At 72.6% G+C, this 16567-nt stretch carries 9 protein-coding genes; 7 read left to right on the top strand and 2 right to left on the bottom strand.

From position 1 onward, the window contains the following. Positions 1-1066: serine/threonine-protein kinase (locus ACTT8P_RS28440; protein ID WP_442834621.1), on the bottom strand; the 1066-nt coding region annotated here is incomplete at its 3' end. A 126-nt stretch (positions 1067-1192) separates the two neighbouring features. Continuing rightward, the gene (locus ACTT8P_RS28435) at positions 1193-2887 is read right to left on the bottom strand and encodes a protein kinase domain-containing protein (protein ID WP_442834620.1); all 1695 of its coding nucleotides are present in this window, start codon (positions 2885-2887) and stop codon (positions 1193-1195) included. Positions 2888-3275: 388 nt separating this feature from the next. On the opposite strand from ACTT8P_RS28435, the gene ACTT8P_RS28430 reads away from it, so the two are divergent. The 7 genes from ACTT8P_RS28430 (at position 3276) to ACTT8P_RS28400 (ending at position 16471) form a co-directional block, all read left to right on the top strand. Continuing rightward, positions 3276-6989 (top strand): FHA domain-containing protein, encoded by a 3714-nt coding sequence (locus ACTT8P_RS28430; RefSeq protein ID WP_442834619.1) that lies wholly within the window; start codon positions 3276-3278, stop codon positions 6987-6989. 1116 nt (positions 6990-8105) lie between these two features. Continuing rightward, the gene (locus tag ACTT8P_RS28425; RefSeq protein ID WP_442834618.1) at positions 8106-11909 is read left to right on the top strand and encodes an RICIN domain-containing protein; all 3804 of its coding nucleotides are present in this window, start codon (positions 8106-8108) and stop codon (positions 11907-11909) included. 15 nt (positions 11910-11924) lie between these two features. Next, entirely contained in the window at positions 11925-12212 is a 288-nt protein-coding gene (locus tag ACTT8P_RS28420) for a hypothetical protein (RefSeq protein ID WP_442834617.1), read from the top strand. Positions 12213-12312: 100 nt separating this feature from the next. After that, positions 12313-12615 carry a hypothetical protein gene (locus ACTT8P_RS28415; RefSeq protein ID WP_442834616.1) on the top strand — a complete coding sequence of 101 codons (303 nt, stop codon included), beginning with the start codon at positions 12313-12315 and terminating at the stop codon, positions 12613-12615. A gap of 169 nt (positions 12616-12784) precedes the next feature. Then, on the top strand, positions 12785-14251 hold the full coding sequence (locus ACTT8P_RS28410; RefSeq protein WP_442834615.1) for an ABC transporter substrate-binding protein: 1467 nt from the start codon (positions 12785-12787) through the stop codon (positions 14249-14251). A gap of 4 nt (positions 14252-14255) precedes the next feature. Beyond that, entirely contained in the window at positions 14256-15602 is a 1347-nt protein-coding gene (locus ACTT8P_RS28405) for a carbohydrate ABC transporter permease (protein ID WP_442834614.1), read from the top strand. Further along, the gene (locus tag ACTT8P_RS28400) at positions 15599-16471 is read left to right on the top strand and encodes a carbohydrate ABC transporter permease (protein ID WP_442834613.1); all 873 of its coding nucleotides are present in this window, start codon (positions 15599-15601) and stop codon (positions 16469-16471) included. The genes ACTT8P_RS28405 and ACTT8P_RS28400 overlap by 4 nt, the downstream gene beginning before the upstream one ends. The last annotated feature ends 96 nt before the right edge of the window (positions 16472-16567 follow it).

Raw genomic sequence — 16567 nt, 5'->3', positions numbered from 1 at the left:
GGGCGCGGGCGGTGCCGTGGGCCGGGCCGGCCAGCTCGTCGGGGGCGGGCACCCGCATGGAGGTGTGGGTGTCCCGGTTGGAGTCGGCGGGCTTGGCGCCGGGCACCAGCGGCACCGCGCCGCGCCGCCGCACCTCGTCGCCGTCCCGCCCGGTCCCGGTCCCGGCGGACGGCTCCCGGTCGGTGTCGTCCGCGTCCTCCGGCTGGTCGCCGCCGGACTCGTCCACGTCCAGCGGGGGCATGCCGGCCAGCATCGGCAGCAGCTCGCGCAGCCGGGCGCCCAGCTCGGAGGCGCGCAGCCGGGAGGCGGGTGCCTTGGCCAGGCACTGCACGAGCAGTTGCCACAGCTCGTCGGGGATACCGGGCAGCGGGACGACGGTCTCGGTGACGTGCCGGCGCAGTACGGCGCCGGGGTGGCCGCCGCCGAACGGCGTGAACCCGGCCAGCAGCTCGTACAGCACGGTGGCCAGCGCGTAGATGTCCACGGAGGCGCGTGGCGGCAGTCCCTCGACGATCTCGGGGGCCAGGTAGTCCGGAGTGCCGATGATCTTCGTGGCGCGGGTGCGGCGCGGGGTGTCGATGAGCTTGGCCACCCCGAAGTCGGTGAGCAGCGCGCGGTGCGAGCCGCCGGGGCCGAGCGGGCCCTGCATGTCGAGCAGGACGTTCTCCGGCTTGACGTCGCGGTGCACGACCCCGGCGGCGTGCGCGGCGGCCAGTCCGTCGGCGACGTCGGCGGTGATCGCCACCGCGGCCTCGGGCGGCAACCGGCGCTCGCGGTCAAGGCGGGTGCGCAGGTCGGTGCCGCGGACCAGGTCCATGACCAGCGCCAGGTCGTTGCCGTCGACCACGAGGTCGCGGACGGAGACGACGTGCGGGTGCTCCAGGCCGAGCAGCGCGGTGCGCTCCTGCACGAAGCGGCCGACCAGCTCCTGGTCGGACGCGAGGTCCTCGCGCAGCAGCTTGATCGCGACGGGTCCCTCGGGGCCCTCGCCCAGCCACACCGTGCCGGCGCTGCCCCGACCGAGGATCTGGTGGGCGGTGTACCGGCTGCCGATCTTCCGTGCCAAGACTGCTCCTACCGACGCGTGTTGCGAGTAAAGCTACGCGTCCGTGCAGCCGGCCTTCACCTCCGAGGCGGAAATCACCCGCTGGATGTCGACAAGTCTACGAACTCGGCGAACCCGCCGTTCCGGTCAGTTGGTGCCGGAGCCGGAGCCGAGGTCGCTGATCCAGTCGGTGGCGGTGCCGACCCAGTCGCTGAGCTGCTCCCAGTACCCCTTGCCGGTGCCGATCCAGTCCTGGAGCGGGCTCAGTTCCCAGATCAGCCAGCCGGCCACGAACAGCACGACGATCGTGACCAGGCAGCCCTTGAGGCAGCCGAGGCCGGGGATGCGCATCGGGTTGGCACTGCGCTGCCGGGGCTCGCGCCGGGGGCGCTGCGGCTCGGGCGCGGGCGGCGGGGTGTACCGCTGCGGCTGGGGCTGCGGGGGCTGCTGCGGCTGGGGGGTGGCGTACCGCTGCGGCTGTCGCTGCTGCGGACCGCCGTAGCCCTGCGGGGGCTGCGGGCGGCGGGGTTCCTGCTGGGGACGGGCGACCTGGCGCTGCGGGCGGCGGCGCAGCGGGTCCTCGTTGGGGTCGAGGTACTGCACCTGCGTCTGCTCGTTGCGGTCGCGGGCGGCGCGCAGCTGGTTCTGCCAGGGGTGCGGGTCGTCCGGACCGCCCTGGCCCGGCTGACTCGGCTGGCCCGGCGGTACGGGCGGCATGACGGCGGTCGGGTCGGCCGCGCCGCCGGGGCCGCCGGTGTGCGGGAGTACGGCGGTGGGGTCGGCGGCGCCGGCCGGTCCGCCGGTGTGCGGCAGGACGCTGGTGGCGGCGTTGGGGTCGTAGGCGCCGTTGGGGTCGTAGCCGCCGGCGGGGTTGTGCGGGAGCACCTGCGTCGGGTCGGCGGCGCCGGGCGTGCCCGGGACCGGCGCGGGCGCCGGGTCGGGTACGAGGAGCGCGCCGACCCCCTCGGCCGCGCCGATCTGCGCGGAGTTCGCGTGCACCCCGATGCCCTCGGCGACGACCCGCAGGCCGCGCGCCAGGTTCTCGGCGCTGGGGCGTTCGTCGGGGTTCTTGCGCAGGCAGCGCTCGATGACCGTCCACAGCGGGTCGGGAACGGTGGAGGGGCGGCGCGGCTCGGCGCTCAGGTGCTGGTGCAGGACCTCAAGCGCGGAGCCGCCGGAGAACGGCGGACGGCCGGTGACCAGCTCGTACAGCAGGATACCGGCGCCGTAGATGTCGACGGCGGAGGTCTGCGGGCGGCCCTCGGCGGACTCCGGCGCGACGTAGGCGGGCGTGCCGACGAACTCGTGGGTACGGGTCAGGCCGGGCGAGTCGGCGAGGCGGGCGATGCCGAAGTCGGTCAGCATCGGGTGCAGCCGGCCGTCGTCCTGCTTGAGCAGCACGTTGGCCGGTTTCAGGTCGCGGTGGACGACGCCGTCGGCGTGGCTGGCGGCGAGCGCGTCGGCGATCTGGGCGGTGAGCAGGGCCGCGGCGACGGGGCTGAAGGGGCCGTTCTCGCGCAGATAGCGGTGCAGGTCGGGGCCGTCGACCAGGTCCATGACCAGGGCCAGCAGATCGCCCTCGACGACCAGGTCGCGGACCCGGACGATGTTGGGGTGGGTGAGCCGGAGCAGGACGGAGCGCTCCCGCAGGAAGCGCATCACGACGTCGGCGTCGTTCGCCAGCTCCTCCTTGAGGACCTTGATCGCGACGGTCTCGCCGGGCTGTCCGGGCACGGCCGCCTCGGCGCCCGCGGTCTCCCTTTGACTGGCTCGCCAGACGGTGCCGGTGGCACCGCGTCCGAGCGGCTCCTCCAGGAGGTACTTGCTGCCTACCGGCCGCACGTCATGCGCTCCCTGCTGCTTGCTGGCTGTTCCGCACCACTGTAGTGCCGCGCGCCTTCCGCTTCCTGAACATGTTCGAGGGAAAGACGCGGCACCCGGTCCCGCGGTTGCCGGACCCGGACGTGACCGATCTCAAGCGGCATTCAAACGATCATCCGGACCGTACTGGTCAGGCATTTTTGCGGGCAGAGCCGACCAATCAAGATCATTTGACAGCGGGGTACGGGCGCGTTGTCAGTGGCAGGTGCGAGGATGCGTGCAGTACTGGCCGACGTGCGCGTGCGGCGGGTGGGGGAAGTCCGTGGTGACATCCGTGGTGGGGGACCGCGGGGCGGCTTCGTCCCCGTCTTCTGCGCGGGCGCCCGCGCAGAAGGGACCGCTGACGGCGATGCAGATCCGGCTGACCGTCGTAGACCCGCTGGGCCCGTCCTCCCCCACGGTGCCCGGCCGCTCCGCGCGCTGCGACGTGCTGGTCACGGCCCCCGCCGGCACCGCGCTCGCCACGGTGGCACAGGCGCTGGCCGCGGCGCTGCCGGGCGGGGACGGCGCCGGTTCCGGTGCCGTGGTGCTGTACGCGGGTGAGCGGCGGCTGGACGCCCAGCGCTGCACCCTGGGCGAGCCGCCGCTGATCGACGGCGCGGTGCTGTTCCTCGGCGCCCCCGGCGACCCCGAGCCGCATCCCGAGTCGTCCGACGCGCCGACCCAGCTCCATGTGGTCGCGGGGCCCGACGCGGGCGGCGTGCACCTGTTGCACGGCGGCCGGATCGAGATCGGCCGCTCCGCCGCCGCCGACGTGGCGCTCGACGACCCGGACGTCTCCCGGGCGCACTGCGCGGTGACCGTCGCGGCCGACGGCCGGGTCTCGGTGGCCGACCTCGGCTCCACCAACGGCACCACCCTGGACGGCACCCGCGTGGGCGAGCGCGCGGTGCGCTTCCCGGCGGGGGCGCTGCTGCGGATCGGCGAGTCGGCCCTGCGGCTGGCGCCCGCGCCGGCCGCCGCGGCCCGGGTGGAGACGGCACCCGACGGGGAGGGGTATGTGCGGGTACGGGTGCCGGGCGGGACCGCTGGGAGCGGGCGCGGGACGTCCGGCGGCACGTCTCCCGGCGCGTCCGTCGGCGCGTCCCCCGGCGCGTCCGTCGGCGCGTCCCCCGGCGCGTCCGTCGGCGCGTCCGTCGGCACGTCCCCCGGCTCGTCCGTCGGCACGTCCCCCGGCTCGTCCGTCGGCACGTCCCCCGGCACACTCGCCGCATCGAGCGGCGTCGCTGCCGACGCGGACCGGGGGGCGCACGCGGGGGTCGCCGACACGGATCTCGCGGCGCACGCGCGAGTCGCCGACACGGTGGACACGCGCGGGGGCGACACGGCGGATACGCGCGGCGGTGCGGGCGGGGCCGATACGCGCGGCGGTGCAGGCGGGACGGACACGCGCGCGGAGACGCGTGGGGACGCCGGCCGGGCGAACCCGCACGGCGGCGCAGGCCGGGCGGATACGCCGGACCGGCCCACCGGCTACACCCACGGCACGCTGCATCCCGGTGCCCCGGGACACCGGGCGGCGCCCGGACACCGTGCCGCCGAGCCGCTGGTCCCGGAGCAGGGCCGCGCCCCGCGCATCGAGAGCGACGCGCCCGCCGCACCGGCGGCCGACCCCGGTTCCGGCCCCGGTTCCGGTGTCACGCACGGGGGACGCTCGGGCGTCGGTCCCCCCGACGCCGGTTTCGGCGGCGGCGAGCGCGGCGCCGGCGGCCGCAAGGGCACGCCGCTGCGCGGCACCGACGTACCGCGGGACGTACGGCGGCGCGGCGGGCTCGGCGCCTGGGCCCGGCGGCTGACCGGCGGCCGCGGCGAACCGGCGGCGCCCGGCACGGGACCGCACGACGAGCGGCGGCCGGCCCACCCCGCCACCTCCCCGTCACTCGCCTCCTCCTCCCCCGTCACCGCCCCGGAGACCTGGCCGGACCCCGCCGCGCTGCTGCTGACGGCGCTGGGCCCGGGCCCCAGGCTGTGGGAGCGCGGGCCGGGGCACCCGGAGGCGCTCACCGTGCGGCTCGGCACGGCCGACCGGGTGGCCCCGGGCGGCGCGGCCCCGCTGCCCGCGGTTCCGGTGACCGCCGGGCTGCGCGAGGCCGGCGCGCTCGGTCTGGCCGGACCGCGCGAGCGGCTGGCCGGACTGGCCCGCGCGGTGCTGGCCCAGCTCGCCGCGCTGCACTCGCCCGACGCGCTGGAGATCGTCCTGATCAGCGCGGACCGGGCGCGTCCGGTGGCGCACCGCGCCGCGGAGTGGTCCTGGCTGGGCTGGCTGCCCCAGCTGCGGCCGGGCCACGGCCAGGACTGCCGGCTCCTGCTCGCGCACGACCACGACCAGGCCGCGGCTCGCGCCCAGGAGCTGCTGCGCCGTCTGGAGGACCACCTGACGGACAGCCGAACCGGCGCCCGCCCCGCGCCCGCGACGGCCCCGGACCGGCTCCCCTCCTGGGCCCACGCGGACGACGGCGGCGACCGCCCGGCCCCCGGCTTCCCCGGCCCGTACACGGTGCTGGTCGTGGACGGCGACCTGCCGGGCGCCGGCCTGCGCGAGGCGGTCGGCCGGCTGGCCCTGGAGGGCCCGCGCGCCGGCATCCACGTCGTGGCCCTCGCCGAGACCCCGGCCGCCTCCCCCGCCTCCCCGGTGACGGAGACGTACGAGGCGGCCTGCGCGGCGTCGCCGGTGTTCCGGCACTGCGGCGCCGTGGCGCTGCTCAGCGGGGACGTGGCGACGACCCTGCGGCTGCTGCGCGTCGCCCCGGCGGGCGCCGCCCCGGCCGGCCCGGTCGGGCACGGCACCCTGGCCACCGTGGACGCGGTGTCCCGCCCCTGGGCGGAGCGGTTCGCGCGCGCCCTGGCCCCGCTGCGCCCCGAGGGCGGTTCGGGCGAACGGCACGCGCGGGTGTCCGCACCACTGCCCCAGGCCGCTCGCCTGCTGGACGAGTTGGGGCTGGCCCGCGCCACCCCGGCGTCCCTGATGGCCCGCTGGGCCGACGCGGCCGACGACACCCAGGCGCTCGGCGGCCGGGCGCACGGCGTGCTGGGCGCCGGCCCACGCGGCCCGGTCGGCGTGGACCTCGCCGCCGAGGGACCGCATCTGCTGATCGAGGGCCCGCCGGGCAGCGGCCGCACCGAACTGCTGCGCGCGCTGGTCGCCTCGCTGGCCTCCGCCGAGCGCCCCGACCGGCTGGGCATCGTCCTGATGGACGGCCGGGACGGCACCGGCCCGGACGGCGGCCACGGCACGGCGCCCGGTGAGGGCCTGAAGGTCTGCACGGACGTTCCGCACGTCACCACCCACCTCACCGCCAACGACCCGATACGGATGCGGGAGTTCGCCCAGTCGCTGAGCGCCGAGCTGAAGCGGCGCGCCGAGCTGCTCGGCCGGTCCCACTTCACCGAGTGGCACACCGGCCGGGAGGTGTCGGGCCGGATGGTCGCGCAGCGCACGCCGGTGTCCCGGAGCGCGCCGGGCGGGGGCGCCGCCGACCTCGACACCCCGCCCAGTACGACGATCCGGCTGCGCCCGGCGGCATCCCGGCGGCCGGCGGGGGCCGCGCCGCCGCTGCCCCGCCTGGTGGTGGTCGTCGACGACCTGGACGCGCTGGTCACGCCCCCGCTGGGGTCGCCCGGCCGGCCCGCCGCCGGGTCGGTGATGCGGGCGCTTGAGGCGGTCGCGCGCGAGGGCGAGCGGCTCGGCGTCCACTTGGTGGCCACGACCGGCCCGGACGCCCGTACCGCCCAGACCGAACCGGCCCGCCGGGCCACTCTCCGGGCGGTCCTGGACCCGCCCGTACCGGGCCCGGACGAACCGGCCCCCGGCCGCGGCCGCCTGACCACCGCGGACGGCCGTACCGTCGCCTTCCAGGGCGGCCGGGTGACGGGCCGCATCCCCCGCACCGCGACCCTGCGCCCCACCGTCGTCCCCCTGGAGTGGCCCCGCATGGGCGACCCCCCGACCCGCCGCCCGATCCGCGAACTGGGCAACGGCCCCACCGACTTGGCCCTGCTGGCCAGCGCACTGGAGCGGGCGGCCCGGGAGGTGGCGGCGGCGGAGGTGCCGTCGCTGTTGTAGGCGGTGCCGGGCGGGCCAGGACGCGCGCCGAGTATTCGTGTAGCTGACACATTTTCGGCCACTCCAGCCCGCCCCGCGACACCACACCCCGCCACCTCGCCACAGGTGACTCACGGGTTGCTCACACATTTCTCACGGGTGGCTGATGGCTACGTTTCTGGTCAAGCCGTGTCGAAGATCTTGTGGGCCGATCTTGGGCTGTGCGTGAATGGGCCGCCATGCCCGGCCGGACCAACCACCATGCCGGTGCGCGGCTGAAGGGCGGCAGGGGAGCCGTCGCGGGGGGAGGGGGCTTCGCCGTGCCGAAGGACGCGCCGTCAGGGCGTGCCTCGGTGAGCGTCGGCAAGCGGCTGTCCGTATCCGAGCGGGGCCCACCCCGGCCGCTTCCGTTAGCGGCAGAAGTATTCTCCCGTGCGTTTCAGACGCCCCTACAGATCGCCCGACGGCCCGTCCGGCAGATCGTCGCAGCGCGTCCGCTCCCTTGCCAGGCGCTTCACGTCCGGCTCTCTCATACCGCTGCTGGCCGTCGGCGCGGTGCTCGCCGGTCTCCTCGGACCCGAGTCCCCGGCTGCGGGTCAACTGCCCGGCAGCAGCCCGGTCGCCGACAGCTACGACGGTTTCGACGCCGAGGCCGCCGAGCAGTTGCGGCAGGACCAGTGCCTGATGTCGGACGCGTTGCGGGTCGGCGGTTCCGAGACGAGCAGTCTCGCGCAGGCCGGTCTGAACCAGAGCCCCGAGCAACTCCGTGTCACGGCGGACCGTGAGTATTGGAAGGACACTCCGCTCGCTGCCGCGTTCGTCAAGGACCGGGAGTTGATCGACCAGGAGATGGCGACACTGGATCCCCGGGTGGACGCATGGAGGGACGCGCTGTCCGGCCTGTCCGAGCCCGGCGGATTCAAGAGTTCCGTCGACTTCTACTGGCCCCCTGGTGTGTCCGACGACGGTCCGACCTACTTCGGGCAGGTCGGCTACTCGAAGTGGCTCGGGGAGCAGTGGTGGAGGTCGGAGGACGACCTTTACGAGGACCCCTCCGCCGAGGCCGACGAGGCGACCGTCAAGACGGTCGCGGACCTAGGCACCCCGCTCTACGGGGACCCCGACTACGACCCATCGATGTCGCAGGACGAGTGGGCGCTGGCCATCGAGCAGGAGCATGCCTTCGATGCCATGTTCTTCAGCGGCCTGCGCGCGGACGACGCCCGCATGTTCCTGTCCGCCGGCGGATTCCCCGGTACCGCCCCGGCCCCGGACACCCCGGAGTTCCGGATCGCGGTCGAGGACCTGAAGACCCGCTTCGCGGCCCGTACCTGGACCAACCCGGTCGACCCGGCCAAGGTGCTGGGCCAGGAGGTGGCCACCGCCTCCGCGGAGTGGCAGCAGGAGATCACCGCGCAGGCCGGTCAGCGCAATGAGATCGTCGACGCCAACCGGGAGGCCACAAAGGCGCTGGCGGCGGGCGCGAAGGCGCTGGGGGAGATGCTGGGCCAGTCCTGGGTCGCCGACCATCTCACCCGTTGGCAGGACTACTGGTCGGAAGGCGGCCCCGGCTGGATCGGCGACAGCCCGATGATCGTGCACATCCACGCCGCGTCCGACAAGTGCCTGGAAGCGACCAACAACGCGCTGGCCGACGGCGCCGTCGTGCAGATGTACACCTGCAACGGCAGCCCTGGCCAGAGCTGGATGGTCGTCAACGACACTCTAGTCAACGCCTACTCCTTCAAGTGCCTGGACGTGAAGAACTCCGGCACTGCCAACGGAACCGTCGTTCAGCAGTGGACGTGCAACCAGAGCGGCGCGCAGCAGTGGGAGTACACCACCCATGCCACGACCACGTTGAAGAACAAGGGCACCGGCAAGTGCCTGGACATGCACACGTACGCCAACAGCCAGGACGCCTGGATGTGGACGTGCAACGACACCGACCCGCAGAAGTTTGACCTGGTGCCCGACGGTCATAACGGCACCGACGACCTTGACTACCCGACGCGGGATCAGTTCTTCAAGGCAACCGTGGGCCTGGCAAAGGCCAGGGTCACGGCGACGGCGCAGCTCGCGTCCATCCGCAATCAGGCCCAGGCCGCGAGCGCCGCGGCGGCCAAGACCGACGCAGCCTTGCAGGCGGCATACAGCATCGCCGACCAGGCCGGTGCACCCCGGGGCCGGGCGCTGCTGGTCGGGCAGCAGAAGGCACAGGTCACCAAGGCGTCGGCGGCCGCGCTGAACGCGATGGTCAAGACCGGTGAAACCGCGTTGGCGGCCACCAACGCCTCGGCGGCGGACAGCGCGACCATCGCGGCCCGTGCGGTGACGCAAGCGGCGGAGTCGCAGGCCGCGTTCCGTACCGCCGCCGCCGAGGCCGCCAAGGAACAGGCCAAGGCCGCGGCCGAGGGGGCTGCCGCGCAGGCGGAGATCGCCAAGAAGGCCCGGGACACGGCCAAGGCCAAGCTGGCCGAGACCGAGGACGCCGAGGCCGACGCCAAGGCCGCCGCGGCCGACGCGCACGCCAAGCGGCTGGACGCGGAGAAGGAAGCGGCCACCGCCAAGGCGGAGAAGGAAACCGCCGCGCAGAAACAGGCCGAGGCCGCCGAGCACCGGGCCAACGCGGAGGAGTACAACTCCCAGGCTCAGGACGCCAAGAAGCGGGCCGAGGCCGCCGACGCCACCGCGACGGAGAAACGCGAGGGCGCCGAAGCCTCACGCGACAAGGCCAAGGAACTGCGCGACGACGCCTGGGACGCCGAACAGAAGGCCGACGCGGCCCGCGCCAAGGCCGACGCCAAGGAGGCCTACGCACAGGCCTCGGAATCGGAGGACAACGCCCAGGAAGCCCGGCAGGCGGCCGACGCCGCCGACGCCGCAGCCGATGACGCGGAAGCGGCAGCCGCTTCCGCCCGCTCGGAAGCGGACAAGGCGACCCAGGCGGCAGCCGACGCCGACGCCGCGGCCACCCGCGCCGAAGCCGCCGCCACCCGCGCCCGCGCCGACGCCGACGAAGCGCAGGCCGCGAAACTGAAGGCCGACGCTGCGGTGCGCACCGCTACCAGCGCCGCGGCGGACGCCATCGCGGCCTCCAAGGTGGCGGCCACGGCAGCTCGCACGGCGGTGAAGCTCGCCGACGAGGCCGAGCGGCACGCCACCGACGCGAAAGCGCAGGCGGACGCCGCCAAGGCCGAGGCGGCCACCGCGATCAAAGGTTCCAACGAGGCTGCCGGGCATGCCTACACCACCGCGCAGGCAGCCGCCGATGCCGGCAACGCGGCGGCCCAGGTCGCCGACCCGGCCAACGACGCCATCCAGCTCGGCTCGCCCTACATCACCACCGACTCGGCCGCCGGGCTCGCGGTACTGACCGGGCAGTCCTCCAAGACGATCGCCGAACAGCAACTGGCCGTCGCCGAAGCCCACGCCAAGAACGCCGCGGAGGCAGCGGCCCAGGCCCAGAGCGTGGCGAACGCGGCCACCGGGGATGCCAAGGCCGCGTACACCCTGGCCGCCGAGGCCGCCGGGTACGCCGCCGACGCCCGCAAGTCCGCCCAGCAAGCACTCGGTTACGCAGCCGAGGCGGCCTCGTACGCCTCGCAGGCGGCACAGTCCCTCGCCCGCACCATCGAGTACGACCGGCAGGCCACCGAGGACGCGGCCGCGGCCGACGCGGCAGCCGGACGCGCCGAGGGCTACGCCACCGACGCCCGTGCCTCCGCCGACGCGGCCGCGCTCGACGCCGAGGCAGCCCGTGCCGCGGCGGCCGAGGCGGAAGAAGCCGCAGAAGACGCCCGGGAGGCTGCCGACCACGCCGCCGCCGAAGCCGCGGCGGCCGAGGAGGCCGCCAAGGACGCCCAGGTGTACGCCGACTCCGCCCAGCAGGCGGCCGACGCGGCGGAGAAGGCGCAGAACGCGCAGCAGATCGAGACCGGCACGGTCGTCGACGAGTCCGGCGTCTCCATCGGCGGCATGTTTTACGTCGTCGACCACATCGAGAAGACCGGCGACCCGCAGGTCGTCAAGAAGACCGACGGCTGTGACGGCTGGTTCGACCAGCTCTTCTACGACGGTGACTGCACCATCACTGCGGAGATCAAGTTCAAGGCAGCCGTGGACTTGTACCTGTGCACCGCCCAGGACCTGAACGCCTCATTGGCCACATGTCCGTCCAGCGCGACGGCGTTTCTGGGCGAATACCCAACCGACGAACTCTCCGCTGAAGTTGAGCACACCATCACGATCGCCGAGTACCAGGAGGGCGTCGACCCGATCGACATCCTCTTCGGCAGCTGGATCAAGTGCGCCCAGAAGGTGGTACCGGGGGGCGCAAGCGGCAGTTGGAGCGGATGTGCCTGGGCGGCCGTGGACGTCGCGACCTTGTTCGCGGGCAAGATTCTGAGGCCCATCGCGAACGCCGTCACAGCTGTCGACGCCTCCGTACGAACGGGCATCGGCTTTGTCGACGCCTGGAAGGGCCTGAAGGCTCTGCCGCTCGGCGAGGGTGTCATCTCCGGTGTCGCAGCCAAGATCAGGGAAGCACTGCGGAAGAACTGCGCCGTTGTCGGCAAGACAGCGTCCGCACGGAGCACGGCCGGCGCCGGCGATGCCGACATGTGCATGCCTCCGCTGCTCGATGACGTCGGGGAAGACTACGTTCGCAGTAAGCACGTGGAAGGTGGGTCACTGGTCACCTGGCAGAAGGGCGTGTTCGACGCCGACGTGGACCTCGACGAATTGGTCTACCTGTCCGAGAACGTCAAGCCTGTCGGGCCCAACGCCGACGGTCACTACGAGCGGGTCGTTGACGCTGGACGGCTGATCGGCCTCACGTCCGAGCAGACTGGCAAGAAGCCCACCTCATGGTTCCTGTTGTCACAGGACAAATGGGGAAGCGTCCGCACCATGTATCCGGTCGAGAAGCCGATCCAATGACTGAAGGGGGATGTTTTGGAGATCCATCTGCAGAACAGCCGGCACGAGCGTGTATCCGACACAATCGGAGACGACTTCGAGGGCAGCTTTCTTCTGCTGTGCCGGCAGGCTCCCGAGAGCAGCGTCCTGCACGGCGTGCAGACGATCGGCGACACGATGTTCAACGAACTGCAATGCCAGCGCCTGGCTGCTGAGCTGAGCTCTCTTCCGGAGACCCACCGGACGCAGGTGATCCGCCGGGTCATGGAGATGGCACAACAAGCGGCCTCGTACCGCGGATATTTGTACGTCACAGGGGATTGACACCCTGAAGGAGCGGGAGCGGGCGGCACTCCCGCCCGCTCCTGCCCGGGCACCTGACAGCACCCAGAAAGATGAGCGCCGTATGCCTCTCGTCATTTACGTGGAAGACCAGATCCACGCCCGCATGGCCAAGACCCATGAGGACCGGAAGGAGACCTTCTTGGCCCTGTGCGAGGCGTCGTCTGAAGACAGCATGCTACGTGCGGTGAACCGGTACGGCGACACCATGTTCAACGAAATCCAACTCGCGCGATTCGTGGCCGAACTACGCGCGCTGCCTCCTGAGAAACAGAACAGCACGGTGCGAAAGCTGGTCGCGGCCGCCGAGTTCGCAATCGCCTCGCACGGATACCTCTTCTTCGAGGGAATGGAACACCGGAACGCAACGAGCCCGCCAAGCTGACCAGCGATCGGGCCGTCTCGGCCGCGCGACCCGCTCCCCAGAGTCACGACGCGGTCACGATCCCCCACTTGACAAGGGACGCGCTCTTGCCGCCCTCACCCCCCTGGCGTACACCAGAGCGCACGGGACAGCGCACGGCGTTCGACGAGGAACGAAGAACGGGGCAGTGATGCGCAGGAGCAGCACCACAGGCACCACAGGCACCACCGGCACCACCCGGACCCGGACCCGGGCCGGGGCATGGACCGGGGCATGGGCCGGGACATGGACCGGGGCATGGGCCGGGACACCGGCCCGCAGAACCGTACGAGCCGCCGCGGCCGTCGCCGCGGGTGCCCTCGTCCTCTCGCTCAGCGCGTGCGGGGGCGACGACGACAGCGGCGGGGACGGCGCGGACGGCAGCGGCAAGGAGACGGCCGCCACCGTCACCCTCCCCAAGCTGGACGGCGAGAGCCTGGAGGTCGCCGCGGTCTGGACCGGCGCCGAGCAGAAGAACTTCAAGCAGGTGCTGGCCGAGTTCGAGAAGCGCACCGGCGCCAAGGTGACCTTCGTGCCGGCCCAGGACCCGATCATCAACTTCCTCGGCTCGAAGATCGCGGGCGGCGCCCCGCCGGACATCGCGATGCTCCCGCAGCCGGGAGCCATCAAGCAGGCCGTCGACAAGGGCTGGGCCAAGCCGCTGGGCGCCGAGGCGCTGAAGGAGCTGGCCGAGAACTACTCGCAGGGCTGGCAGGACATCGGCAAGGTCGGCGACCAGCAGTACGGCGTCTACTACAAGGCCGCCAACAAGTCCCTGATCTGGTACAACGCCAAGGTCTTCGAGAACGCGGGCGCCGCCGAGCCCAAGACCTGGGACGACCTGCTCAGCACCGCGCAGACGGTCTACGACTCCGGGGTCACCCCGTTCTCGGTCGGCGGCGCCGAGGGCTGGACCCTCACCGACTGGTTCGAGAACGTCTACCTCTCGCAGGCCGGACCCGAGAAGTACGACCAGCTCGCGCAGCACGAGATCAAGTGGACCGACCCGTCCGTGAAGGCGGCGCTGACCACCCTCGCCGAGATCTGGGGCAAGAAGGACTACGTGGCGAGCGGCGCCCTGCAGACGGACTTCCCGGCCTCCGTCACCCAGACCTTCACCGGCGGTGACCAGCCCAAGGCCGGCATGGTCTACGAGGGCGACTTCGCGCAGGTCAACATCGTGCAGACCAAGGCGGAGGTGGGCACCGACGCCAAGGTGTTCCCGTTCCCGGCGGTGGGCGACAGCGCGCCCGTGGTCTCCGGCGGCGACGCGGCGGTGATCCTGGAGGACTCGAAGGCGGCGCAGGCCCTGGCCACCTTCCTGGCCTCGCCGGACGCGGCGACCATCCAGGCGAAGCTCGGCGGGTACCTTTCGCCGAACAAGAGCGTGGACGCGGCGGCGTACCCGAACGACGTGCAGCGCAAGATGGCCGAGGCGCTGATCGCGGCCGGCGACGACTTCCGCTTCGACATGTCCGACCAGGCGCCGCAGGCGTTCGGCGGCACGCCCGGCAAGGGCGAGTGGAAGGCGCTCCAGGACTTCCTGAGCGACCCGAAGGACGTCGCGGGCACCCAGGCGAAGCTGGAGGCGGACGCGACGGCCGCCTACGGGGACTGACCCGATGGCGTCGACGGCAGCGGCGGGGACCCCACCGGGTCCCGTCGCCCCCAAGTCGCGCAAGAGCGTGACCGGTACGCGCAGGGCCGTGGCGGTGCTGTTCCTGCTGCCCGCCTTCGTGCTGCTCGGCGCGCTCGTGGTCTACCCGATCGGGTACTCGGTGGTCCGCAGCTTCTACGACCAGTCCGGCGACGGCTTCGCCGGGTTCGACAACTACGAGGCGCTGTTCACCGACGACGGCATCCGTACCGCGCTGAAGAACAACATCATCTGGGTGGTGTTCGCGCCGGCGGTCGCCACCGCGCTCGGCCTGGTCTTCGCCGTCCTGACCGAACGGGTGCGCTGGGGCACGGCGTTCAAGCTGGTCGTCTTCATGCCGATGGCCATCTCGATGCTCGCGGCGGGCATCATCTTCCGCCTGGTGTACGACCAGGACCCGGAGAAGGGCGTCGCCAACGCGGTGTGGGTCGGGGTGCACGACACCTTCGCCCAGGCGTCGGCGTTCCCGAAGGCGCACCCGGGCCGCCAGTCGCCGCTCGAAGCGGCCGGCGGCGGCGCGTTCGTCACCAAGGAACCCGTCCGGGCCGGTGAGATCGTCGTACTGCCACTGGTCGGGGTCGCACCCGATCAACTGCCCGACGCGGTGGCGAAGGCCGTCGCGCCGCGGGCCGAGTCCGGCAAGGTCACCGGCACCACCTGGCAGGACTTCACCCGCGGCAAGGGCGTCGGCACCCTCAACGGCGTCGACCCCACGGAGGTGGGTTACGCCGGGATGAAGATCGAGGCCGTGAAGGACGGCGAGGTGGTGGCCTCGACGACGGCCGGGGACGACGGCACCTTCACGCTGCCCGCGGCGGCCGACGGAGCCCAACTGCGGCTGCCCGCAGACAACTTCAAAGAGCCCTACAACGGCCTGGACTGGCTCGGCCCGTCCCTGGTCACGCCGGCCATCATCGGCTCGTACGTGTGGATGTGGGCCGGGTTCGCGATGGTGCTGATCGCGGCCGGGCTGGCCGGTGTCCCCCGGGAACTGCTCGAGGCGGCGCGGGTCGACGGGGCCAACGAGTGGCAGGTGTTCCGGCGGGTCACGGTGCCGATGCTGGCGCCGGTGCTCGCCGTCGTCACCGTCACCCTGATGATCAACGTGCTGAAGATCTTCGACCTGGTCTTCATCATCGCCCCCGGCTCCGCGCAGGACGACGCCAACGTGCTCGCCCTCGAGCTGTACCGCAAGGGCTTCTCCGAGGACCAGCCGGGCATCGCGAGCGCGATCTCGGTGTTCCTGCTGCTTCTCGTCATCCCGGTGATGTGGTTCAACGTGCGGCGGCTGCGGCGGGAGGTCAGGCGATGAGTACAGTCACCGAGTCCCGCCGTTCACTGGGCTCCCGCCTCGCCGGCGGCGTCAGCGGCGGTCTGGTGCGGGTGGCCCTGATCCTCGTAGGACTGTTCTGGCTGGTTCCGACGATCGGACTGTTGCTGTCCTCGCTGCGTGATCCCGAGGACATGGCCGCCGACGGCTGGTGGAACGTGTTCAGCGAGCCGTCGCAGCTCACCTTCTCCGCCTACTCCAAACTGCTGGAGAACGGCGACATCACCGACTCCCTGGTCAACACCGTGCTGATCACGGTCCCGGCGACGGTGCTGGTGGTCGTCATCGGCTCGCTGGCCGGGTACGCGTTCGCGTGGATGGAGTTCCCGGGGCGCGACTGGTGGTTCCTGGCCGTGGTCGGGCTGCTGGTGGTGCCGGTGCAGGTGGCGCTGATCCCGATCGCCGAACTCTTCGGCAACATCGGCCTGTTCGGCTCGCTGCTCGGGGTGATCCTGTTCCACGTCGGCTTCGGACTGCCGTTCGCGGTGTTCCTGCTGCGGAACTTCTTCGCCGAGATCCCGCGCGAACTGCTGGAGGCGGCCCGGCTCGACGGCGCGGGCGAACTGCGGCTGTTCACCCGGGTGGTGATGCCGCTGGGCGGGCCCGCCATCGCCAGCCTGGGCATCTTCCAGTTCCTGTGGGTGTGGAACGACATGCTGGTCGCGCTGATCTTCACCGACTCGGGGAACCAGCCGATCACGGTGGCGCTCCAGACGCAGGTACGGCAGTTCGGCAACAACGTCGACGTGCTGGCGCCCGGCGCGTTCATCTCGATGGTGGTCCCGCTGGTCGTGTTCTTCGCGTTCCAGCGACAGTTCGTGTCCGGGGTGATGGCAGGGGCCGTCAAGTAGGCGGTCTCGTAGGTGGGTTGGGGGCGGGCCGGTCGCGGTCCGCCCCCGTTCCGGTGTGCGTCCGTGGTCCCCCGAATGCCGCAGCGGGCGTAACCA

The organism is Streptomyces sp. JW3 (genome assembly GCF_052216785.1).
GTDB lineage: Bacteria > Actinomycetota > Actinomycetes > Streptomycetales > Streptomycetaceae > Streptomyces.
This window is presented reverse-complemented; position numbering and strand designations above follow the sequence as displayed.